General features: G+C 66.7%; 19 protein-coding genes. 7 read left to right on the top strand and 12 right to left on the bottom strand.

Features of this window, described 5'->3' with window-relative positions; all coding sequences use genetic code 11:
• Positions 1-6: 6 nt before the first annotated feature.
• A complete protein-coding gene (locus ACQR07_RS13060; RefSeq protein ID WP_434903066.1) occupies positions 7-1554 on the bottom strand; it encodes an alpha/beta fold hydrolase in 1548 nt (515 codons plus the stop codon).
• Between the two features lie 142 nt (positions 1555-1696).
• On the opposite strand from ACQR07_RS13060, the gene mddA reads away from it, so the two are divergent.
• On the top strand, positions 1697-2482 hold the full coding sequence (mddA, locus tag ACQR07_RS13055) for a methanethiol S-methyltransferase (RefSeq protein ID WP_434902695.1): 786 nt from the start codon (positions 1697-1699) through the stop codon (positions 2480-2482).
• A gap of 184 nt (positions 2483-2666) precedes the next feature.
• On the top strand, positions 2667-3857 hold the full coding sequence (locus ACQR07_RS13050; protein ID WP_434902694.1) for an MFS transporter: 1191 nt from the start codon (positions 2667-2669) through the stop codon (positions 3855-3857).
• On the opposite strand, the gene ACQR07_RS13045 is transcribed toward ACQR07_RS13050, so the two are convergent.
• From ACQR07_RS13045 to ACQR07_RS13035, 3 genes are all read right to left on the bottom strand, one after another.
• Positions 3858-4661 carry an intradiol ring-cleavage dioxygenase gene (locus ACQR07_RS13045; RefSeq protein WP_434903065.1) on the bottom strand — a complete coding sequence of 268 codons (804 nt, stop codon included), beginning with the start codon at positions 4659-4661 and terminating at the stop codon, positions 3858-3860.
• A gap of 96 nt (positions 4662-4757) precedes the next feature.
• Positions 4758-5582: a type I methionyl aminopeptidase gene (map, locus tag ACQR07_RS13040; protein WP_434902693.1), complete on the bottom strand. Its 825-nt coding sequence runs from the start codon at positions 5580-5582 to the stop codon at positions 4758-4760.
• A 101-nt stretch (positions 5583-5683) separates the two neighbouring features.
• Positions 5684-7003, bottom strand: coding sequence for a mechanosensitive ion channel family protein (locus tag ACQR07_RS13035; RefSeq protein WP_434902692.1), 1320 nt, complete (start codon positions 7001-7003; stop codon positions 5684-5686).
• A gap of 209 nt (positions 7004-7212) precedes the next feature.
• Here ACQR07_RS13035 and ACQR07_RS13030 point away from each other — a divergent pair, with 209 nt between their 5' ends.
• Entirely contained in the window at positions 7213-9006 is a 1794-nt protein-coding gene (locus ACQR07_RS13030; RefSeq protein WP_434902691.1) for a potassium/proton antiporter, read from the top strand.
• 21 nt (positions 9007-9027) lie between these two features.
• On the opposite strand, the gene ACQR07_RS13025 is transcribed toward ACQR07_RS13030, so the two are convergent.
• From ACQR07_RS13025 to mepA, 4 genes are all read right to left on the bottom strand, one after another.
• Complete coding sequence (locus ACQR07_RS13025) at positions 9028-9351, bottom strand: type II toxin-antitoxin system RelE/ParE family toxin (protein WP_434902690.1); 324 nt, start codon at positions 9349-9351, stop codon at positions 9028-9030.
• Positions 9338-9598, bottom strand: a complete 261-nt coding sequence (locus ACQR07_RS13020; RefSeq protein ID WP_434902689.1) for a hypothetical protein — start codon at positions 9596-9598, stop codon at positions 9338-9340. Before ACQR07_RS13020 ends, ACQR07_RS13025 begins: the two co-directional genes overlap by 14 nt.
• 27 nt (positions 9599-9625) lie before the next feature.
• Positions 9626-10141, bottom strand: a complete 516-nt coding sequence (locus ACQR07_RS13015) for a hypothetical protein (RefSeq protein ID WP_434902688.1) — start codon at positions 10139-10141, stop codon at positions 9626-9628.
• 180 nt (positions 10142-10321) lie between these two features.
• Positions 10322-11266: a penicillin-insensitive murein endopeptidase gene (gene mepA, locus ACQR07_RS13010; protein WP_434902687.1), complete on the bottom strand. Its 945-nt coding sequence runs from the start codon at positions 11264-11266 to the stop codon at positions 10322-10324.
• Between the two features lie 370 nt (positions 11267-11636).
• Between mepA and ACQR07_RS13005 the strand changes: the two genes are divergently transcribed.
• Positions 11637-13844 carry a putative bifunctional diguanylate cyclase/phosphodiesterase gene (locus ACQR07_RS13005; RefSeq protein ID WP_434903064.1) on the top strand — a complete coding sequence of 736 codons (2208 nt, stop codon included), beginning with the start codon at positions 11637-11639 and terminating at the stop codon, positions 13842-13844.
• A 16-nt stretch (positions 13845-13860) separates the two neighbouring features.
• Here the strand turns inward: ACQR07_RS13005 and ACQR07_RS13000 are convergent, their stop codons facing one another.
• Positions 13861-14322 (bottom strand): DUF1801 domain-containing protein, encoded by a 462-nt coding sequence (locus ACQR07_RS13000; protein WP_434902686.1) that lies wholly within the window; start codon positions 14320-14322, stop codon positions 13861-13863.
• A gap of 144 nt (positions 14323-14466) precedes the next feature.
• Positions 14467-15450 carry a transcriptional regulator FtrA gene (gene ftrA, locus ACQR07_RS12995; RefSeq protein ID WP_434902685.1) on the bottom strand — a complete coding sequence of 328 codons (984 nt, stop codon included), beginning with the start codon at positions 15448-15450 and terminating at the stop codon, positions 14467-14469.
• 99 nt (positions 15451-15549) lie between these two features.
• Between ftrA and ACQR07_RS12990 the strand changes: the two genes are divergently transcribed.
• Positions 15550-15948 carry a rhodanese-like domain-containing protein gene (locus tag ACQR07_RS12990; protein ID WP_434902684.1) on the top strand — a complete coding sequence of 133 codons (399 nt, stop codon included), beginning with the start codon at positions 15550-15552 and terminating at the stop codon, positions 15946-15948.
• A gap of 184 nt (positions 15949-16132) precedes the next feature.
• Here the strand turns inward: ACQR07_RS12990 and ACQR07_RS12985 are convergent, their stop codons facing one another.
• On the bottom strand, positions 16133-18100 hold the full coding sequence (locus tag ACQR07_RS12985) for a methyl-accepting chemotaxis protein (protein ID WP_434902683.1): 1968 nt from the start codon (positions 18098-18100) through the stop codon (positions 16133-16135).
• A gap of 309 nt (positions 18101-18409) precedes the next feature.
• Between ACQR07_RS12985 and ACQR07_RS12980 the strand changes: the two genes are divergently transcribed.
• Positions 18410-18979, top strand: coding sequence for a hypothetical protein (locus ACQR07_RS12980; protein ID WP_434902682.1), 570 nt, complete (start codon positions 18410-18412; stop codon positions 18977-18979).
• A 39-nt stretch (positions 18980-19018) separates the two neighbouring features.
• Here ACQR07_RS12980 and lepA read toward each other — a convergent pair whose 3' ends face one another.
• Positions 19019-20830, bottom strand: coding sequence for a translation elongation factor 4 (gene lepA, locus ACQR07_RS12975; protein WP_434902681.1), 1812 nt, complete (start codon positions 20828-20830; stop codon positions 19019-19021).
• 116 nt (positions 20831-20946) lie between these two features.
• On the opposite strand from lepA, the gene ACQR07_RS12970 reads away from it, so the two are divergent.
• Positions 20947-22551: a glycosyltransferase family 39 protein gene (locus tag ACQR07_RS12970; protein ID WP_434902680.1), complete on the top strand. Its 1605-nt coding sequence runs from the start codon at positions 20947-20949 to the stop codon at positions 22549-22551.
• Positions 22552-22720 lie beyond the last annotated feature (169 nt).

The raw sequence follows: 22720 nt of genomic DNA, 5'->3' as shown, positions 1-22720 counted from the left end.
TCCCGGTTAGGCCGGGAGGCGGCTGATGAACGCCTGGATACTGGCAAGCACCGGCTGCTGGTCGCCAGCGAACATCCAATGATCAGCGCCGTCGAGTTCGACGAAGCTCGCCTGCGGAATGTGGGCGGCGAGATCACGGCCGGCGCCGACCAGCACGGCGCGGTCGCGGCGGCGGTGCAGCACCAGGGTCGGCGCTGCGATCCGGCCGAGCAGATCGCGGACATCCATGTCCCGCAACGCCTCGAGCAGGCCCTTGATGGCGCCCGGGCTGGACGATGCGCGCAGCAGGCCGGCCCACCAGGCGCGCGCTTGCGGATCGGCGGCGAGGCTGGGCGCGAAGGTCTCGATGCCGGCCGGCCCGCCCCATTCCGCGACGAGCTGTTGCAGCCAGATGTCGTATTGGGCGGCCTGCAGCGCGTGCGGATAGTCCGGCGTGGCGCTGCCCTTGGCGAGCGAGGCGAACAGGATCAGGCCGGCGACCCGCTCGGGATGATCGGCGGCGAAGGCGATGCAGGCCGGGCCGGCCTCGGAGGCGCCGAGCAGCAGCGTGCGCCGGCTGCCGGCCGCGTCGAGCACGGTCGAGATGTCGCGCGCGGTCGCCGCCACGCTCGGGCTCAAGCCGACCCGGTCGGAGAGCCCGATGCCGCGACGGTCGAACAGGATCAGCCGGCCCATGGCGGCGAGCGCGGAGAGCAGGGCCCGGCAGCGCGGCTCCTCCCAGATGCGCTCGACATGCGAGACGAAGCCGGGCAGCAGTAGGACGTCCAGCGGGCCCTGGCCGTAGGTCTGGTAGGCGAGGTGAACGCTGCCGCCGCGAACATAGCGGGTCGGTGGAACGGTCTCGCCTCCGGCTGCGTCAGGCTTCAGCAGCGCCAGCGTCTCGGCCTCGGGAGCGACGCCGAGTTCGTCGCGCAGGCGCTGCGTCAACGCCTCAAGCTGACGCTCGGCCGCCGCGCGGTCGCCAGCCAGCAGCAGGCTGCGGATCAAGGAGCGGCCATAAACCTCGCTGAGCGGATCGAGCGCGACGAGGCGGTGGGCATGGGCGGCTGCAGCGGCATGGTCGCCGGCGGCGCTGCAGTCCTGCACCACGCGCTCCAGCGCCTGCACCGCCCGGCCGCGCAGCGCCTCGCGGCGGAAGAAGGCCCATTCGTCGAATTGCGGGCTGTCGCCGGGACTGAAGCCGTCGAGGAAATCGCCGGTGTAGAGCCGGCAGGCCAGCTCGAACTCGCCGCGATCGCACGCGGCTTCGAACAGCGCGGAGTCGACCTCCAATGCGACCGTCGCCGCCCATCGAATGGTCGACCGGTCGATCGTCAGGCATCCGTCGCCGAGCGTCAGCTGGATCCGGTGCAGCAGCCGGCGCAGCCGCGCCCGCGCGACGTCCTCGGCGCTGTCAGGCCAGAGCATCGCGACTACGGTGTCGCGCGCAATTGGGCCCTTGGACTCGGCCAGATAGACCAGCAGGGCAAGGCCCTTGCGCAGCGACAGCGGACAGGCCTGGCCGTCGCGCTGCAACTCGGGGAAGCCGAATGTCCGGACGTGGAGCGGAACCATCATGGGACCTGCATGAGCGCGTCCGGGGGACGCTTGGGGGACGGTCGTTTGCTACGGCTCAGGCTGGCGAACGACGCACGCGATCGGCCGATCGAGCGTCGCGATTTCGGCCAGGCCGTCCTCGTTCAACAAGGAAATCAACATGTCCGGTCGTCTCCTCATCCTATTCTACGCCGTTACGAGCTATGCGCTTTTTCTTATGTCATTCGTGTGGGCGGTCGGTTTCGTCGGCAATATCAACTATCTGACCCCCAAGTCGATCGACGTCGGCGTGTCCGGCCCTGTCACTGAGGCCGTCATCATCGATGTGCTGCTGCTCGTGCTGTTCGCGGTCCAGCACAGCGTGATGGCCCGTCCGGCCTTCAAGCGCGCATGGACGCGCATCATTCCTCCGGCCTGCGAGCGCAGCACCTATGTCTTGTTGTCGAGCCTGGTCCTGCTACTGCTGCTCTGGCAGTGGCGGCCGATCCCCATGCTCGTGTGGCGCGTCGAGGGCGCCGCGGCGATCGCTCTGACGGCCCTGCAGTGGCTCGGCTGGCTGATCGCGCTCACCTCGACCTATCTGATCGATCATTTCGATCTGTTCGGGCTGCGCCAGGCGATCTTCGCCCTGCGTGGGACGCAACCGCCGGCCCATCCGTTCAAGACGCCGCTGCTGTATCGCCTGGTGCGCCATCCGCTGATGCTCGGATTCCTGATCGCCTTCTGGGCCACGCCGGAGATGTCCGTCGGTCATGTGCTGTTCGCGGCGCTCAGCACCGCCTACATCCTGCTGGGCGTGCAGCTCGAGGAGCGCGACCTGGTGACCCAGTTCGGCGACACCTATGAGCGCTACCGCCGCCGGGTTCCGATGCTGCTGCCGCGGATCACCGGAGGCCGCGGGAGCGCGGACGGCGAGCCGTCGCCGGCGCCGCGCACCAACCCTTGAGGCGAGAGCGATCGCCGCGTGCAGGGCAGGCCATGCGTCTCCGCATGGCCACGCAGACGTGAATTGGTACTGTCGATCTCAGGACCTATGTCCGGCTTGAATGTTGCGATGCAAAATCGCGTCTCGACAGCTCCCGTTCTCGCGGGCCCAATGGCCCGCCACCCCTGCCTGAGAGAGATCTGCGTTGACCACCCTGACGTCCGAGTCCGCCGATCCGTTGTCGGCCTGGATCACGCTGCTGCTGGCCTTCTCCTGCGGGCTGATCGTCGCCAACATCTATTATGCGCAGCCGCTGATCGGGCCGATCAGCGCCGAGCTCGGGCTGCGGCCGCAGCTCGCCGGCTTGCTGGTGACCATGAGTCAGATCGGCTACGGCGCCGGGCTCCTGTTCGTGGTGCCGCTCGGCGATCTCATCGAGAACCGCAAGCTCGTTATTGCAACGATCGTCGTCGGCGCGGCTGCGCTGGCGGCGGCTTCGCTGTCGACGCAGCCGTCGACTTTCCTGCTGTCGGCGCTCCTGACCGGCTTCGGGTCGGTCGCGGTGCAGATCCTGATCCCCTATGCCGGACACATGGCACCGGAGGCGATCCGTGGCCGCACGGTCGGCAACGTCACCACGGGGTTGATGCTCGGCATCATGCTGGCGCGGCCGGTCGCGAGCTTCGTCGCGGCCCATGCGTCGTGGCATGTCATCTACGCCGCGTCGGCGGCGGCCATGCTGATGCTCGCCGTGCTGCTGCGGGTCGCGCTGCCGCCGCGCGAGCCGCAGGCGCGGCTGAGCTACGGCCAGCTGCTCGGCTCCATGGTGCAGCTCTATCGCGACACGCCGGCGCTGCGCCGCCGGGCGCTTTACCAAGCGGCGCTGTTCGGCGGCTTCAGCGTGTTCTGGACCACCGCGCCGCTCCTGCTCGCCGGGCCCGATTTCCGGATGTCGCAGACCGGCATTGCGCTGTTCGCGCTCGCCGGCGTCGCCGGGGCGATCATGGCGCCAGTGGCCGGCCGCATTGCCGATCGCGGCTGGACGCGGCCGGCGACGATCGCCTCGATGCTGATGTGTGCGCTGGGCTTCGCGCTGACGCTTGTGGTTCCCTTGGGGACGACATGGTCGCTGGCAGCGCTGGTGATCGCAGCAATCGCGATCGATTGCGGCGCGCAGCTCAGCCTGATCCTCGGCTATCGCGTTCTGTTCATGCTCGGCGCCGGCCAGCGCAGCCGGCTCAACGGCTTGTACATGACGACCTTCTTCGTCGCGGGGGCTGCCGGCTCGGGTCTAGGCGCGTTCGCCTATGCGCATGGCGGCTGGACGCTGGCGGCCGTACTCGGCACGGCGCTGCCGCTGGCCGCCTTGGCCTATCAGTTCACGGAGCGCAGCTGATCAGAACGGGTTGCGCTTGAGGCCGGGCACCAGCGCGGCCAGCCGGTCCTTGATCCAGGGCACCGGTGGCAGCTTTCCGGTGGGCATCTCGACCGCCGCGCCCGGCTTTCGGCTCACTGCCAGCGTCAGTGTCGCGAGATAATGGTCGCGCTCTTCCTTGATCGCGCAATACGCCTTGTGATCGGCGTCGGCCTCGGTGGCGACGCGATCGTTGGCATTGATGACGAGCCGCTGCTTCGGCCGTCCCGTGTAGTCGGGCACGTTGCTGTAGATGAACTCGTTGAGTGCTTCGGGAAAGAACGTCTGCCCGGTCAGCACCGTGGCGTCGTCGAGGAACACCCGGAAGTGGATGTGGGTGGCGCGGCCCGGATACCAGCCGGGATAGATGGTCCTGAAGCCGGCCCAGCCCGCGGCGTCGGCCATCTGCGTGCCGCGCAGATAAGTCTTGCCGCTCTCGTCGAGCTTGTGGCTGTCGCTCTGGCCCGGATAGCCCGAATAGATGCCGCGCGCGTCGCAATGCCAGACGTCGACGCGCGCGCCCGCGATGGCCATGCAGGACCCGGCCTCGATGACGCGCAGGCGCAACGCCAGCGGCACGCCGGGCCGGCCTTCGGCAATATCGGCGCGCAGCAGCTTGGGATCGAGGTAATAGGGCCCGGATTCGGACTGCGGCGTCAGCAGGCAGGCGTCATCGGCTGCGGTCGCTGAGACCTGTGTCTCCGACGCCGCGCGGGCCGCTGGCGCGAGCAGCGCCGCGCCGGACGAGAGCAGGCCGAGGACGCCCCGGCGCGTTGCATTGGTCAGAGCGGCCTCCCGCGATCGCCTTGCGATGGAGCGGCAGTCGAGCAATCCCGGATGGCAACAATCGGACGCGCCGCGGCTAAACCGGCTGGCGGCCGCTCACACCTGCGTCAGCGGCTTCTCGCCATGGCGCTCGGACAGCGTGAAGATCTCGACGCCGTCATTGGTGACGCCGACCGAATGCTCGAACTGCGCCGACAGCGAGCGGTCGCGCGTCACGGCGGTCCAGCCGTCGGACAGGATCTTCACATGCGGCTTGCCGAGATTGATCATCGGCTCGATGGTGAAGAACATGCCGGGCTTGAGCAGCACGCCCTCGCCGGGCCGGCCGACATGGATGATGTTCGGCTCGTCATGGAACAGCCGGCCGAGGCCATGGCCGCAGAAGTCGCGCACCACGCTCATGCCCTGCGGCTCGACGAAGCTCTGGATCGCGTGGCCGATGTCGCCGGTGGTGGCGCCGGGCCTGACAGCGGCGATGCCGCGCATCATCGATTCGTAGGTGACCTCGATCAGCCGCTCCGCCTTGCGCGAGATCGGGCCGATCGCATACATCCGGCTCGAATCGCCGTACCAGCCGTCGACGATGAAGGTGACGTCGATATTGATGATGTCGCCCTCTTTCATCGGCCGGTCGTTCGGCATGCCGTGGCAGACGACGTGGTTGATCGAGGTGCAGGTCGAGTAGCGGTAGCCGCGGTACATCAGCGTCGCGGGATAGGCGCCATGGCTGAAGGCGAATTCGCGCACGAGATCGTCGATCCGCGAGGTCGGGACGCCCGGCTTGACGATGTCGGTGAGCGCGTCCAGGCACTTCGACACCAGCGCGCCGGCCTTGCGCATGCCGGCAAAGCCGCTCGCGCCATGCAGCTTGATCTGGCCATTCTTGCGCGCAGCGGTGTCGGTGGCTTCGATATAGCTCATGGGCCTGTTTCGTTCTCGAACATGTCGTGGGGTGATCGCCTAATTTAATGATCGTGCCGGCCGGTGCAAGCCGGGTCTGCACGGCCGGATTGGCCGGGAGCCTAGCCGGTCGGGACCTCGACGGTGGTTTCCACCGGCAGTGCGCCGCCGCGAACGCGAAGCTCTCGCACCGGATAAGGCACCCGGATGCCTTCGCGCTTGAACGCCTCCCACAACGCCAGCATCACCTCGCTCTTGACGCTGTCCATATAGCTGGGGTCGGCGATCCACGTTGTCAGCGAGAACTTCATGCCGGCCTCGGTGAACTCGGTCAGCAGGCAGTTCGGCGCCTTGGATTTCAGCGTACGCGGCATCTCGGCGGCGATGTCGGTGGCGAGCTTGCAGACGACGCGCGGGTTGGCGTCGTAATTGGTGCCGAAATTGACCTTCACCAGCGTGTTCTTGTCGGTATAGGTCCAGTTGGTGACCTTCTGCGTCACCAGATCCTCGTTCGGGATCAGGAACTCGCGGCCGTCGCCGGCGGCGACCGAGATGTAGCGCGTGTTCATCGCGCTGATGCGCCCCGAGCTGTCGCCGATGGTCACGAGATCGCCCGGCTTCACCGATTTGTCGGCGAGCAGGATGATGCCGGCGACGAAATTGGCGACGATGCGCTGCAGGCCTAGACCGATACCGACGCCGGCGGCGCCGGAGAAGATCGCCAGCGCCGACAGGTTGATGCCGACAGCGCTGATCGCGATGGCGATGCCGAGGATCATCAGGCCCATGCGGACCATCTTGATCAGCAGCACCTGGATCGAGGGCGTCAGGTCGGTCGAGCGCGTGATCCGGCTCTCGACGAAATTGCTGGCGACGTTGGTCAGCCAGAGCACGCCGAGCAGCAGCACGCCAAGCTTGATCACCAGGAGCGGCGTCAGCCGCAGGCCGCCGAGCACGACCGAGACCGAGTCCAGCGCATCGACGACGTTGTCGAGCTGGCCGATGATGCTGAGCGCCGCGACCAGCCAAGCCGCGATCGACACGGTCTGGACGATGAAGTGGCTTCGGATCACCGAGGTGATCAGGCGGATGACGATCCAGGCCAGCGCCAGTTTGAGCGCGACGGCGAGCAGGTAGCTGCGGCTCGGCCACGTCCACAGCAGCATGCCGGTGCGCGCGATCCGCATCAGGATTACGAACACGACGGTGGTGACGCTCTCCAGCAGCACCCGCAGCAGCTGCCGCAGCGGTCCGGGCCAGCCCATCGCCAGCGACGTCAGGTCGATGCGCGCGCGCACCGCTGCGCTCGCCGCGAACGCGATGCCGGCGCCGCTCAGCACGAGGCCGAGCTGAAGATAGAACCAGGGCGAGGTGACCTCGGCGCCGATCGAGCGGGCAACGGTCTGCAGGAATTCGAGAACGTCTTTGAGGTCGAGGTCCATCAGCGGGGTCTCGGAGAGGAACAGGGGCGCGGGCAGGCCCGGTCGGCGGGATTTAGTTCGTTTTCGTTACAAGCGATTGCCCTGAAATATACCCCGAACGCGGTCGAGGATGGAAAAATGGGCAAATCGCCGCGATATGAGCAAATCCGGTTGGCGTGCAAGTGTGGCGACGATAAGGATGTAAAAGTCGGATTCATCAACGTTTTTTCATGACATCACTCGACGCCGTCAGCATTGCCATCCTCCTCGGGGCGGTCCTGGTCATGGCCGGGATCCTGTCCAGCCTGCTGGCGCTCCGTTTCGGTGCACCGCTGCTGCTGGTGTTCCTGGTGATTGGCATGCTGGCAGGTGATTCCGGTCCGGGTCATATCGAATTCCAGGACGTCCGTACGACTTATCTGGTCGGATCGGTCGCCTTGGCGCTGATCCTGTTCGACGGCGGGCTGCGCACACGATTCCAGAGCATCCGCACCGTGCTGGCGCCATCGACAGTGCTGGCGACTGTCGGCGTGCTGTTGACGGCGTTCCTCACCGCGCCGGTTGCGAAATATGCGCTCGATCTCGGCTGGACCGAGGCCATGCTGGTCGGAGCGGTCATCGCCTCGACCGACGCCGCGGCGGTGTTCCTGCTGGTGCATGCGCAAGGATTGCGCCTGCGCCCCCGCGTCGGCGCGACCCTCGAGGCGGAATCCGGCAGCAACGATCCGTTCGCCGTCTTCCTCACCCTGATGCTGGTCGAGCTGATCTCGGTCGGGCACGGTTCGTTCGGGCATTTCGTGTTCGAGCTGGTCAGCGAGGCCGTGCTCGGCACGCTGTTCGGCATCGTCGGCGGCCGGCTGGTCGTCATCGGCCTCAACAAGGTGGCACTGCCGCAAGGCCTGCATGCGCCGTTTGTCACCACGGCCGCGCTGGTCATTTTCGGCATGGCGCAGATCGCGCATGGCTCCGGGTTCCTCGCTGTCTATCTCGCCGGCCTCATCGTCGGCAACCGACCGACGCGCGCACATAACTCGGTCGTCACCTTCCTCGACGCGGCGACCTGGCTCGCACAAATCGTGATGTTCGTGCTGCTCGGACTCCTGGTGTCACCGCATCGGCTGCTCGACAGCCTGCTGCCGGCGATTGCCGTGGCCCTGATGCTGATGCTGGTGGCGCGGCCGGCCGCGGTGTTTCTGTGTCTCTATCCGTTCCGTTTCAACTGGCGGGAGAAGGCGTTCATCGCCTGGACCGGCCTGCGCGGCGCGGTCGCGATCTTCCTCGCGTCGATCCCAATGCTGGTCGGCCTGTCAAAGGCGTATCTGTATTTCGACGTCGCCTTCGTGGTCGTGATCATCTCGCTGCTGGCGCAGGGCTGGACGCTCGGCGTCGCCGCGCGCAAGCTGCACGTCGCATTGCCGCGCACCGACCGCGGCCCGCGCCGCATCGAGCTCGATCTGCCGGGACAGCTGGAGCAGCAGCTCGTCGGATACGCGATCCGCTCCAAGAGCCTGTATTTCCGCCGCGGGCTGATCCCGTCCTGGTCGAAGCCGACCCTGGTGATCCGCAACCAGCAGATCCTGTCGCCCGTCGAGGCCGATCCGATCGCGCCCGGCGACTATCTCTATCTGCTGGCGCCGCCGGAGAAGGCCGAGTCGCTCGATCGTTTTTTCGTCGACATGCCGCCGTCGGCGGCGCCCGATCCGCATCTGCTCGGCGACTTCATGGTTTCGGCCGAGCACACGCTCGACGAGGTCGCTGGCATCTATGGCGTCAAGCTCGGCGAAGGCGAGGACAAGCTGACGCTGGCCGATTACTTCGACATCCATCTCGACAACGCGCCGAAGGAAGGCGCCACGGTCGCGCTCGACACCATCGTGCTGGTCGCGCGCTCGATCTCCGGCGGCCGCGTCAACGTCGTCGGCCTGCGCCTGCCCGAGGACGAAGAGGATGTGCAGGTGCTGACGCGCAAGGAGCAAGTCAAGCGCAAGCTCGCCGATGTGTGGTCGTCGGTGGTGGGGGTGTGAGGGCGGTTTCCTCGGATCGAGCTAATTCGACGGCTTCTCGTCCGTGAAGACCGCAGCAATGTCTTGTCTTCCGTCTATGATCCTGACGATCTGCGGTCTGTCGTTCACGACGCGGTAGAACACGACCTGAGCGCCGACCGGAATCGAACGAAGACCTGGTCGCAGTTCGTCGCGAGACCGCCCCGCGTGCGGGAACTCGGCCAGGGTCAGTACAACGCTCTGAACATCGCGCAGGACCCGGTCGGCGGTCGCTGGCCCGGCCGCAGCCGCTAGGTAATCCCAAAGGCGTTCGAGGTCGCCGACAGCGTCTGGCGACCAAAGCGCGCTGCGCTCACCCGCGGACATGTCCTGCGTTTTTCCGCTGGATCAACTCTTCGATGTCTAACGTCTGACCGTTCCCTGCGTCGAGGGACTTCACGCCCAGGTCGAGCGCGTCGCGAAGCGCCTGAAGTTTCTGGACATGCGCGACCAGCTCTCGGCTGATCTGCTCCTGATCTGCCTCCGGCAGCCGCGCAAGCTCCGATATTGCGTGTTCGAGCGCCTTGATCATCGAATAAGTATAGCGCATCTCCGACAACAGCGCACGGTTCATGACAGGGGTGTCCGCTGGTGGCCAAGCTCACTCCGCCGGCAGGATGGCGACCGAGATCACGGCTTCCGGCGCGCCGCTGATCTGCAGCAGGACGGGCTGTGCGCCGAGCTCGTATTTCACGGTCTTGCGGATGCCGTCGCAGTCGGTGGCGCCGCTGAACGCGATCGGCTTGAGGATCTTGCCGTCCTGTACGACGTCGATCCAGGCCGCGGCTGACAGGCTCACGGTGTAGATGCCCACTTTGGGGGCCGTTGTGATCCGCGCAAAGCCGGCGAAGGTGCCGTCCTTCGGCGCGCGTTCCGGCGGGGTCGGCAGCTTGGCGTCGGCGGCCGGACGCAAGCTCAGCGACAGGCTCGACGCAGGCAGCGCTGCGATGTCAGCGCCCGAATCGAGCTTTGGAGTGTTGGTCGCGGTCAACGCTGCGCGCTCACGCGCGATGTCCCATTTGAACTTGTCGCAGCCGCTGGGCTCGGCCGCGAGCGTGGCCGTGGTCGCGCACAGGGTGAGGAGGAGGGCGCTGGCGCCCAGCGAATGGGTTGGCATGATGACGGTCTCGTACGCAGATGCGCCGCGGTTCGCGTTGGACGCAGCGGATCGATGAGGACGTGGGACCGTCGTCCCGATGTGTGATGATCACGCTTACGGCGCGATGTCGTCAGCTTAGCCGATCAGCGGACGCTGCCGCGAGTCTCAAATACGTGCCTTGAGTATGTGCCTTGCGACTCAATTCCTGGCATCCGGCGCATGCAGCACGGCACGGCAGCTCGGCGGCAGCTGCGCCATGGTGATCGGCTGCGGCGGCTTCGGCGGCTCCTTCGGCGGTGGCGGATGCAGTACCGCGTCGGAGAACCAGTAGTCGAGATCACCGCAGCCGTCGCCGCCGTCCTGGTCGGTCTGGCCGTGGCAGTCCGGATTGCCGGCCGGGCACACCATGCGGATGTGGAAGTGGTAGTCGTGCCCCCACCACGGCCGCACCTTGGTCAACCAGCTACGGTCCCCCCGGGCGTCGCGGCACAGCGCCTTCTTGATCGCGGCGTTGACGAAGATGCGCTGCACCGCCGGCTCCTTCGCCGCCGCACGAATCACGGCCAGATGTCCTGGCGTGAACACGCGCGGATCGACGTCGAGGCGGTCCGGCCGCACCATCATGACCGCAGACATCTCCTCGCGCTCGTTCCTCGATAGCCGGTGCTCGGGCATCGGCGTCAGCCAGATGTCGGCGTCGAGCCCGATCTGGTGGCTGGCATGGCCGCTCAACGCCGGGCCGCCGCGGGGCTGGCCGATGTCGCCGACCAGGATGCCGGGCCAGCCCGCATCCTTGTGCGCCCGGACCGCCAGCCGCTTGAGCAGCGCGATCATCAGCGGGTGACCGAAATTGCGGTTGCGCGACAGCCGCATCACCTGCCAGTCGTCGCCATTGATCGGCATCCGCTCGGCGCCGGCGATGCAGCCGCGATTGTAGGTGCCAAGGACCTTGGTCGGCTGCGCCGAGGGCAGCAGCCGGCGGGCGAACAGCTCCTTGGCCGGTGTGCCCGGCGCGTCCGGATGGGCCAGCGGCGGCAGCGCCTTCGGCTCCACGCTGCCCTTGTCCTGTGCCCAAAGCGGCGCGGCCCCGGCCAGGGCGGCCATTCCGACGGCGGCTGCGAGCAGAATCAGGCGAGCTTGCATGCGTTGCAGTGTAGCGGTTGTAGGCGGGCAGGGAAGGGCGCGCGGATTCATGGCGATCTTAACCGGCCCGTAACCCTGCTGTCGGTTTGGCGGAACCGGCCCAACAAGGTTCAATTGCCTGATTTCGTTCGACAGTTGAACAGCATCTTGATGGCCCATACCCGGTATGCGAGTATTTTTTGCTGGGCGGCTCGCCGTTTTTACCTATTCCAGGTTGTATCGACTGAGCTTCGCAGGAGCGGGCTCGCGGGAATAAGCGAGCCAGTTGCTCATTTCGTGCCGCCTCTCGCCGTTGGTGGCCTGCACCAAGATACCATTCCTTAGATACTTGGCGGAACACTGCCTCTCACGAAGAACAGAGAGGCATGCGATGCGGCCCGTTCGGCCAACCAAGCCCAAGAAGCCGGCCCGCGCGCCCCGCGCCTGTGGTTCCCGACTGGCGGCCAAGCCAATCCCGAAGCTTGGGCGGCTGACGGCCAAGGCGCGCGACGTGGCGGATCCACGCGCCACAGCGGACGCGGCGATTGCCGAGGCGAACAAGGCGCATGACCGCCTGATGGAGGCGATCGACATCCTTCCCGAGGGGATCGTGTTCCTCGATTCCGACGGCCGCTACATTCTCTGGAACAAGAAATATTCCGAGATCTACAATCGCAGCTCGGATCTGTTCGCGCCGGGAGCGCGGCTGCAGGATACGATCCGGGTCGGCGTGGCGCGCGGCGACTATCCCGAAGCGGCCGGGCGCGAGGACGAGTGGATCGCCCAGCGGCTGCAGAAGCTGTTCCAACCCAGCGGACGTCACGAGCAGCGGCTGGCCGACGGCCGGACGATCCTGATCGAGGAGCGATTGACCCGTGATGGCGGCGTCATCGGCCTGCGCGTCGACATCACCGAATTGAAGCAGCGCGAAGAATCATTTCGGCTGCTGTTCGACGGCAATCCGGTGCCGATGATCGTCTGCGCCCGGGACGATGGCCGTGTGCTGAGCGTCAACGAAGCCGCCGCTCGGCATTATGGCTACGGCCGCGCGGCGTTCGAGCGTCTCAGCATCCGCAATCTTCAAGCCTATGAGAGCGAGCCACCCTGGGCCGGCGAACTATCAGATGAAGAGCGGGCGGCGCGCACCTGGAAGCATGTTCGCGCCGACGGCGCTTTGATCGATCTCGCCATCTATTCGCGTCATCTCGTGCATAACGATCAGCCGGCCGTGCTGCTGGCGCTGATGGACATCACCGAGCGCAAGCGCGCCGAGGCGCGGCTCGCCTTCCTGGCCCAGCACGACGCGCTGACCGGCCTGCCGAGCCGCAACCTGCTGCGCCAGCAGATCGATGACAAGCTGCTGCAGATGCGGCGCGGCTCCGAGAAGATCGCCGTGCTGGTGCTCGGTCTCGACAACTTCAAGTCGGTCAACGACACGCTGGGCCATGCCGTCGGCGACCGGCTGCTGCGCGGCGTCGGCAAGCGGCTGCGGTCGATGCTGCGCCAGGATGACATCGTCGCGCGCCTCAACTCGGATGAGTTTGCGATCGTGCAGGGCGGGTTGGCGCGGCCGGAGGATGCCGCCCAGCTCTGCGGCCGCCTGCTGCAGGCGATCGCCGATCCCTATCTCATCGACGGCAGCGCCGTGACGATTGGGGCGACGATCGGCATCGCGATGGCGCCGAACGATGGTGACGATGCCGAGAAGCTGTTGAAGAACGCTGCCATGGCGCTGTCGCGCGCCAAGACCGAGACGCGCGGCACCTTCAGCTATTTCGAAGCCGGCATGGACGCGCGGGCACAGCGCCGGCGCAGGCTCGAGAGCGAGTTGCGCGACGCCATCCAGCACGACGCGCTGCAGCCTCACTATCAGCCGCTGATCGATCTCGCGACCGGGCGCATCACCGGCTTCGAGGCGCTGGTGCGCTGGCCGCATCCGGAGCGCGGCATGATCCCGCCGTCCGAGTTCATTCCGATTGCGGAGGAGACCGGGCTGATCTCGGCGCTGGGACGCACGATGTTGCTCCGGGCCTGCAGCGATGCCGCGAACTGGCCTGACGACGTTCGCGTCGCCGTGAACATGTCGCCGCTGCAGTTCCGCGCCGGCAACGTGCTGTCGATGGTGATGGATGTGCTGAAACAGTCGGGCCTGCCGGCGAGCCGGCTCGAACTCGAGATCACCGAGACCCTGGTGCTGGAAAAGAGCGGCCAGGTGCTGGCGACGCTGCATGCGCTGCGCGCGCTCGGCGTGCGCATCTCGATGGATGATTTCGGCACCGGCTATTCGAGCCTGAGCTATCTGCGCAGCTTCCCGTTCGACAAGATCAAGGTCGATCAGTCCTTCATCCGCGATCTCGCCGCCAATCGCGAGGCCCAGGCGATCGTCCGCTCGATCGTCAGCCTCGGCAAGGGACTCGGCGTCACCATCACCGCCGAGGGCGTCGAGACCGAGGCCGAGCTGAGCTGCCTGCGCGCCGAAGGCTGCCACGAGGCGCAGGGCTATCTGTTCAGCCGCCCGCGGCCCAACGCCGAGATCGTGGGGCTGCTGCGGGCGCAATGCGGCGCAGACGCGGCCGAGCGCGATGCACGGGTGGCCTGACAGGCGCGGCGATCAGTCATCGCGGTGCCTTGCGCGCGGCGCGGTGATAAGTCAGAGCCAAGGCGATGCAGTGCCGCAGCGCCTGCTCCGGTGGATCCGTGGAAGCGTCGAGCACGATGCTGCGCCTGCCGCCATAGGTCAGCTCGGGGTAGAGTTCGCGAAAGGTCGCGACGAGATCGGTCTTGCAGTGGACATAGAGTGCGTAACGGTCGGGCTCTGACTTGATCCGGTCGATCCGGATGGTGCTGCCGCTACCGCTCTCGGTGGTCAGATAGCTCGGCTGCCCCCATTTGAGGGTCTCTTCCAGCGCACCGACCCCGGTCGTCGTCCTCGCCGTGTCCAGGATCAATCGCCGCAGCGCCTCGAGTCGCCGGCGCAGCGGCTGCGGATAGGTTGCGAAGACGGCAGCGACGGCGGATGGCGCGGGTGGCAGCGCGGAAGGTCGCGCCCGTCTGGTGCGATGAGCCGCCGTGAGCATGCCCGCCTCCGAATGTCAGTTGGAGGTAGATTAACGCAGGATGATGATGCTGGCTACGCTGACCCCTCACTGGGCGTGCCTCGCGTTGAGCTCCTGCTCGCGGATAAACGCGAGCATCGGCCGGCGGCTATCGATCCATGCGCTTCACGCCCGTGTCTTAAATCGTGCGCGATACGCCGCGGGCGAGGTGCCGACATTGCGGCGGAAGGCGGTGCGGAAGGTTTCGAGCGACTGGTAGCCGCACTGCGCCGAGATGTCCGCGAGCGACATCGTCCCGCTCTCCAACAATTCGCGTGCGCGGGACATGCGTTCCTGCTGCAGCCAGGCGGCGGGACGCGCTCCCGTGCTTTCGTGGAAGCGGCGCAGGAAGGTTCGCTCGCTCATCCGGGCCCTCCTGGCCATGGCGCTGATCGCGATCGGACGTGACAGCCGCGCACGCGCCCAGTCCATGACCTCGCCGATCGTCGCACCCGGGCGCACTTGAACCGGTGCGACAACGTATTGCGCCTGGCCGCCGTCGCGATGCGGCGGCATCACCAGGCGGCGCGCAACCGAGTTGGCAACTTTGCTGCCGAAGTCGCGCCGGACGAGGTGCAGGCAGGCGTCGATCCCGGCGGCGCTGCCCGCGGAGGTGATGACGTTGCCCTCGTCGACATAGAGCGTGTCCTCCTCGACGCGGATGTCCGGATACTGCCGCTTCAGGTCGGGCATGTGCCGCCAATGCGTGGTCGCGCGCTTGCCATCGAGCAACCCCGCCGCGGCCAGCACGAATACGCCGGAGCAGATCGAGAGGCAGCGCGCTCCTCGCGCGGAGGCTTGCGAGATCGCGCGCAGCAGCCTGTCCGGCGGACGCTCGTTGCGATCGCGCCAGCCCGGCACGACGATCGTCCTGGCCTCTTTCAAGCGGGCGAGCGGTGCCCCGGCCTCGACGACGATGCCGCCGATCGCGCGCGAGCGCTGGCCCTCGGCCGAGATGACCTTGAACTGATACCACGGAAAGTCGAACTCCGGCCGCGGCAGGCCGAACACTTCGACGGCGATGCCGAATTCGAACGTGCACAGCCCGTCATAGGTGATGACGGCAACGAGGCCTGGATCGGATCGATGGCTGGTTGCGGCTGATGACATTGGCGGAAACTTACCGGACTTTGTCCGATCCGTCACTTGGGACGCGGAGCCTTGCGCGCGAGACTAGGCCACCTCGCGCAACACAGCAGGAGAGAGACGATGACCACCCATGTTACCGAAGTGCCCGCAGCGTCGTCGGCCCAGGCGCTCGCCCATTTCGAGGCCATGCTGGCATTCGAGACCGACTGCTGGGACGTTCACGAGAGCCTGAAGACCGTCGACCCCGATTTCATTCTCGTCGACGTCCGCGGACCGGCCTCGTTTGCCAAGGGGCACGTCGCCGGTGCCATCAACATCCCGCACCGGACCATGACGGCAGAGCGCATGGCCGCGTATCCGAGCGACAAGTTGTTCGTGGTCTACTGCGCCGGCCCGCACTGCAACGGCGCCAGCCGCGCCGCCATCCGCTTCGCCCGGCTGGGGCTGCCGGTGAAGATGATGATCGGCGGCATCACCGGCTGGCTGGACGAGGGCTTTGCGCTGACCACGGGCGGCTGAACGTGAGAGCCCGGCTCTCACCCCAGTGTCGTCCCGGCGAACGCCCGGACCGATACTCCGTGCAGCCTGCGGTGATGTGCCGCTGTGGCTCCAGCTCACTCCACTCCAGCTTCGGTGGCTATGGGTCCCGGCTCGAGGCCGGGACGACAGCATTTTTTTTGGGGGGCTGTGTTGGCACCCATGACTACGCCGCCTGGCGCAGGCCGGCGAGGAACGTGTCGACGCTCCTGAACAGTTCGCCCGCGCGCTTGCCGAGATCGCGGGTGGCGACCATGACGTGGTCGGCGAGCTGGCGGGACTGTTCGGCGGCGTCGCTGGCGCCGACCACGTTCCGCGACACGTCGTTGGTGCCCGAGGCCGCCTGCTGGACGCTGCGCGCGATCTCGCGGGTCGCCGAATCCTGCTGCTCGACCGCGGCCGCGATGGTCGCGGCAACGCCGCTGATCTCCTGGATCGTGGCGCTGATGCCGCCGATCGCGGTCACGCAAGCGGAAGTCGCGGCCTGGATCGAGCTGACCTGGCCGGCGATCTCCTCGGTCGCCTTCGCGGTCTGGCCGGCCAGCTCCTTGACCTCGGCGGCCACCACGGCAAAGCCGCGGCCGGCGTCGCCGGCGCGCGCGGCCTCGATCGTGGCGTTGAGCGCGAGCAGGTTGGTCTGGCTGGCGATGGCGTCGATCAGGCGCAGCACGTCGCCGATCTTCTCGGCGGCCGCGGCGAGGCTGCTCACCATCTCGGTGGTCTGCCGCGCCTTGACGACGGCACCGTCGGCCACCTTGCTGGAATGCGCGACCTGACGGCCGATCTCCGTCACCGAGGTGGCGAGCTCCTCCGAGGCGGCTGCGACGGTCGAGACGCCGCTCGAGGCTTCTTCCGACGCGGCCGCGGCGGCTGCCGTCCGCTGCGAGGTGCCGTTGACGCTGACAGTGATCTCCTGGACCACGCGCTCCATGTCGGCGGTGGCCGTGGCGACGGCGGAGACGACGCCCTTGACGTCCGCTTCGAAGCGGTCGGCCATCTGCCGCTGCAGCGCCTGCTTGTCGCGCTCGACCTGCTGCTGCGTCGTCTCCTGGGCCTCACGCAGGCTGTTCGTCTCGATCATGTTACGGCGGAAGACGTCGACCGCCTGCGCCATGGTGCCGAGCTCGTCCTTGCGCTGGCCGCCGGGAATCACGACCTCGGTGTCGCCGCTCGACAGCCGGTGCATGACGGCGGTGATCGCAATCAGCGGACGCGAGATGCCGCGCGCCACGAACAGCGCGACGATGACGGCGAGCAGCAGGATCACCAGCGTGCCGGCGATCAGCTGCTGCTGCGCGCTGGCGGCGGCCGCCTCATAGGCAGTGGTGTCCTTGATCAGCTCGAGCACCGCGACAGGATCGCCGGCATAGTTGCGGATCTGGCCGACATAGAGCGCTGCCGGCCGGCCGGACAGCGTCGCATCACGCTGCAGCGGCGCGCCCTTGAACACCGCGAGCACCTCGTCGGGCGTGGCGACGACATCGTCGCCGAAGGTCGCGGACAGCCGCTTCGGCTGGCCGTCGTTGATCCAGTACACCGCGAGATCGATGCCGAAGCGCTGCTTGGCGCGCTCGACGAACTCCTTGCCGAAGGCGGCGCCGACATCCACGGTCGCGATCACCTTGCCGTCGCGCATGATCGGGGTCATGCCGAAAATGCCGAGCGACAGCCGGCTCTGCTCGACGCCGGCGATCTGCTTTCCGGTCTGGTTGGCCTGCACGACCGTGATGCGGCGCTTGGACGTGTCGTCGCCGAACACCTTGGGTTCATGCACGCGGTAGAAGTTGGTGGCGGGCGGCGCCCACACGTTCACCAGCGGGATGCCCTGTGCCTTCAGCAAGGGCATGGCGCCGCCGAGCAGCGCGCCCAGCGCATCGCGGTCGCCCTTCAGATAAGCGTCCGCGATCGGCGGCAGCGCAGCCAGCGTCGAGCTCACCGCCAGCGCTGCGCGGCCCTCGTAATCGATGCCGGCCGACACGCTGTCGAACTGCAGCTTGAGCTGCTGCTCCAGCGCGAGCCGCGTCAGCGCACGCTGCTGGATGACGGAGAAGGTGCCGAGCACGGCACAGGCGATGGCGACGGTGAGCGAGAGCGCGATGATGAGGCGGGCTGAGATCGACCGGAGACGGGACATTCGGGGGGCATTCCTTGCTTTGCAGCAAGGTCCCAGAATACCGTTAAGGAACGGATACCGTGATTCTACGGTAGTTCAGATTTGTCGATGGAACGCACGGGCGTAGCCTCGTGCGACGCAAGCCACTCGCGGCGGCAGAGCGCCTCGCGCCCGGTGCAGGCCGGTTGAATGAGTGCCGAGGCTGTATCAATGCGTTGACGCCCGCACAGATCGAACGTTACTGCTGTCGGCGGGGAGTTCCGGATTTCTACGGGTTGGGGGCAGGCTGTGCTGGTGTGGCGTCCGCCAATTCGGAAGCCTTGGCCGATCGTGGTCGTCGCGATGTTGCTCGGGTCGATGTTGTCGGGCTGCGCCGGGCAGGGCAGCAGTCCGTCGGAACAGGCCGCCGGCGCGAATGCGGCTCCAACCACCGATCCGCTCGACGACGACGTCGCACGTCTGGAAGCGCGGGAGAAGACACTCGCTCCAGCCCATCTGCAACGCCGCCGTCAGCTCATTGCCGAGTTGCTGGAGAAGAACGCGGCCTTGGCTTCCGGGCGCAAGGTGGCGCTCCTCAATGCCGAACTGGCCGGACCAAAGGTCATCAAGCTGCGCGAGTGGCAGAATTGGCTGAAGCCCACGACGGCCGCGGTCACCATCTATTGCGCGCGGGCCAAGATCGACTCTGCGCTGGACATGTACGTTCGGAGAACTGCTTTGATCGTCATCCAGACGGCAGCGGACGGAACCGAGACGCTGCGGGCTGGCGTCCAGACCAGCCGCGGCATCAACCTCACTGGCGACGACGGCACGCCGCTCGCGTGCTACAAGATGGAAGGTTATGCGGCCTTCCCCGAGCTTGAACAGGCTCGCGCGTCGAAACTCGCAGGCCGTGTCTAATGAGTGCGCCGGTGGCCGCGCTCGGACCGAGATCCGTCCTCAGCTATCCACCTTGAGCGCGGCGATGAAGGCTTCCTGCGGGATGTCGACCTTGCCGAACTGCCGCATCTTCTTCTTGCCTTCCTTCTGCTTCTCCAGAAGCTTGCGCTTGCGCGTGATGTCGCCGCCGTAGCACTTCGCGGTGACGTCCTTGCGCAGCGCGCGCACGGTCTCGCGCGCGATCACCTTGCCGCCGATCGCCGCCTGGATCGGGATCTGGAACATGTGCGGCGGGATCAGGTCCTTCATCTTCTCGACCATCGCGCGGCCGCGCCCCTCCGCGCGGGTCCGGTGCACCAGCATCGACAGCGCATCGACCGGCTCGTTGTTGACGAGGATCTGCATCTTGACGAGGTCGGCCGGCTTGTAGTCGGTCAGATGATAGTCGAACGAGGCATAGCCCTTGGAGACCGATTTCAGCCGGTCGTAGAAGTCGAACACCACCTCGTTGAGCGGCAGGTCGTATTTGACCATCGCGCGGGCGCCCACATAGGTGAGCTCCTTCTGATTGCCGCGGCGGTCCTGGCACAGCTTCAGCACGCTGCCGAGATATTCGTCCGGCGTCAGGATGGTGGCCTCGATCCACGGCTCCTGGATCTCGGCGATCTTGACCACGTCCGGCATGTCGACGGGATTGTGGATCTCGATCTCCTCCCCGTCGGTCAGCTTCATCTTGTAGATGACGGATGGCGCCGTCGCGATCAGGTTGAGATCGAACTCGCGGCTCAGCCGCTCCTGGATGATCTCCAGGTGCAGCAGGCCGAGGAAGCCGCAGCGGAAGCCGAAGCCGAGCGCGGCCGAGGTTTCCATCTCGAACGAGAAGCTGGCGTCGTTGAGCCGGAGCTTGCCCATCGCGGCGCGCAGCGTCTCGAAATCGTCGGCGTCGACCGGGAACAGGCCGCAGAACACCACGGGGATGGCCGGCTTGAAGCCCGGCAGCATCTCGGACACCGGCTTGCGGTCGTCGGTGATGGTGTCGCCGACGCGGGTGTCGGCAACTTCCTTGATCGCGGCGGTGATGAAACCGATCTCACCGGGGCCGAGTTCGTCGACCTGGGTCATCTTCGGGGTGAAAAAGCCGACGCGCTCGACATCGTACGCCGCGCCCGTGCCCATCATCCGGACCCGCTGGCCCTTCTTCATGACGCCGTCGACGACGCGGATCAGCACGACGACGCCGAGATAGACGTCGTACCAGCTGTCGACCAGCAGCGCCTTCAGGGTCGCGTCGCGGTCGCCCTTCGGCGGCGGCAACCGGGTGACGATCGCCTCCAGCACGTCTGGAATGCCCAAGCCGGTCTTGGCCGAGATCATCACCGCGTCTGACGCATCGATGCCGATGACGTCCTCGATCTGCTGCTTGATCTTCTCCGGCTCGGCGGCCGGCAGATCGATCTTGTTGAGGACCGGAACGATCTCGTGGTTGTTGTCGAGCGCCTGGTAGACATTGGCGAGCGTCTGCGCCTCGACGCCCTGGCTGGCGTCGACCACCAGCAGCGAGCCCTCGCAGGCGGCCAGCGACCGGGAGACCTCGTAGGCGAAGTCGACGTGGCCGGGCGTGTCCATCAGGTTGAAGATGTAATCCTTGCCGTCCTTGGCGCGGTATTGCAGGCGCACGGTCTGCGCCTTGATGGTGATGCCGCGCTCGCGCTCGATGTCCATCGAATCGAGCACCTGCTCCTTGCCCGCCATCTCGCGGTCCGACAGGCCGCCGGTCATCTGGATCAGGCGGTCGGCGAGTGTGGACTTTCCATGGTCGATATGGGCGACGATGGAGAAGTTGCGGATGTTGGTAATGGGGGCGGTCGTCATGGGTCGCGCAGATAGCACCTGGAGCCCCCGACCAGCAACCATATTGCTGAATTTCCAGGGCCTTTCTTCACGCCAAGCTGATTCCCCGTGGCCCGAAAACAGGCTACCGAAGGCCCATGTCGAGTACCACCCTTCCGCACGCTCCGGCCCGCTCGCGCAGCCGCCTCGGATTGCAGAGAATCGCTGCATGGCTGGTTGCGCGCGCGACCGCGCCGGCGGCCGCGCCCTGGGTCGTGATCGCCTTCGTCCTCGCCCATGCGGTGCTGTGGACCGCGATCCTGACCAATCTGAAGGCGGCCCAGGATGTCCACATGGACGTCGCCGAGGCCTATGCCTGGGGCAGCCGGTTTCTGCTCGGCTACGGCAAGCACCCTCCGCTGTCGGGCTGGATCGCCGGGCTGTGGTTCACCGTGTTTCCGGTCAAGGATTGGGCGACCTATGCGCTGGCCATGGCGGTCAACGGCAGCGGCCTCGTCGCGATCTGGTTCGCCAGCCTGAAGGTGGTCGACCGGCGCCGGGCGTTCTTCGTCGTGGTGATGGTCGCGCTGTACCCGATCTTCAATTTCAAGGGCTTCAAGTACAACGCCGATCTGGTTCAGATCCTGACGCTGCCGCTGCTGATGCTGGCCTATCTTCATGCCTTCGAGAAGCGCAGCGTCGCGTCGGGCGTTTGGCTCGGCCTCGCCGGTGCCGCGGCGCTGATGACCAAATATTGGGTGCTGACCATGATCGGCGCGATCGGTCTGGCGGCGCTGCTGCACCCGGACCGGCTGGGCTTCCTGGCGTCGCCCGCGCCCTGGGTCGCGATCGCCACGCTGCTGGCCGCGATGATCCCGCATCTGGTCTGGCTGTGGCAGGTCGATTTCGTGCCGCTGACCTATGCCGGCGACGTCTATTCGCTGTCCGACCGTGGCCGGGCCGCCGAGCTCGTGCTCGGCTATGTCGGCCACAATCTGGCGCTGCTCGCCGTGCCGGTGGTGCTGGCCGCCATGGTCCTGGCCTGGCCGCCGCGATTAGCGTTCGCGAACTGGCGGCGTGGCCCCAATCCCGGCGTCAATGTGGGCCAGGCCCTCAACGTCTGGCTGGTGCAGGCGATCGTTGCCGTCGGGCCGCCGCTCGGCGGTCTCGCTTTCACGATCTACATGAAGACCGATTGGGGCATCTCGCTGTTCTTCCTGGTGCCACTGGCGCTGGTCGCAATCCCGGCGCTGCGGCTGCGATCGGTGATGCTGCCGCGGCTGGCCGCCGTCTGGCTGGTGCTCTCGCTGCTCACGCTCGCAGCGTCACCGTGGATCGCGCGGCGCGAAATGGCCGCCAATCCGAACGGCGCCACCGGCTATGGCGGGCGATCGGAACTGGCGCGGGAGCTGACCAAGGCCTGGCACGCCCGGTTCGGCTCGCCCTGGCCGCATGTCGCCGGCTACTCCGAGATGAACGCGCCGATGACCTTCTACAGCCCGGATCATCCGCGGTCGTTCACGGTGCCCTTTCTGGCGGACGAGACCTGGGGTTCCGGCCTGAGCACCCTCGATGACCTCAAGCGCGACGGCTTCATCGGCGTCTGCGACACCACCGACAACCGGATCGCCGCCTGCGAGGCCTGGATGGCCAAGGAGGCCCCGAAAGCCGAGCCGCTGGTGATGACCACCCAGCGCTTCTTCCACGGCCAGGCGGGCCCTGCAATCGTTTGGAAGGTCTATATCCAGCCGCCCGGAAGGTAGCGGCTGGCGCGCGACCGTGCCTGGGTTAACGGCCGAGATGTTGCGGAATCGGCGGTGCGCCCCCTCGCCCCGTTCTTACGGGGAGAGGGCTGGGGTGAGCAACTGTGTTGTTTTTCCCCGGGCTGTGTGTCCCGATCGGTGTGCAGGCTGCCAGCGTTCTCGGGACCGT

This window comes from Bradyrhizobium sp. HKCCYLS20291, assembly GCF_051167715.1.
In the GTDB taxonomy this organism is placed as follows: Bacteria; Pseudomonadota; Alphaproteobacteria; order Rhizobiales; family Xanthobacteraceae; genus Bradyrhizobium.
Note: the sequence above shows the minus strand (reverse complement) of the source record. Positions and strands in the feature narration are given on the sequence as shown.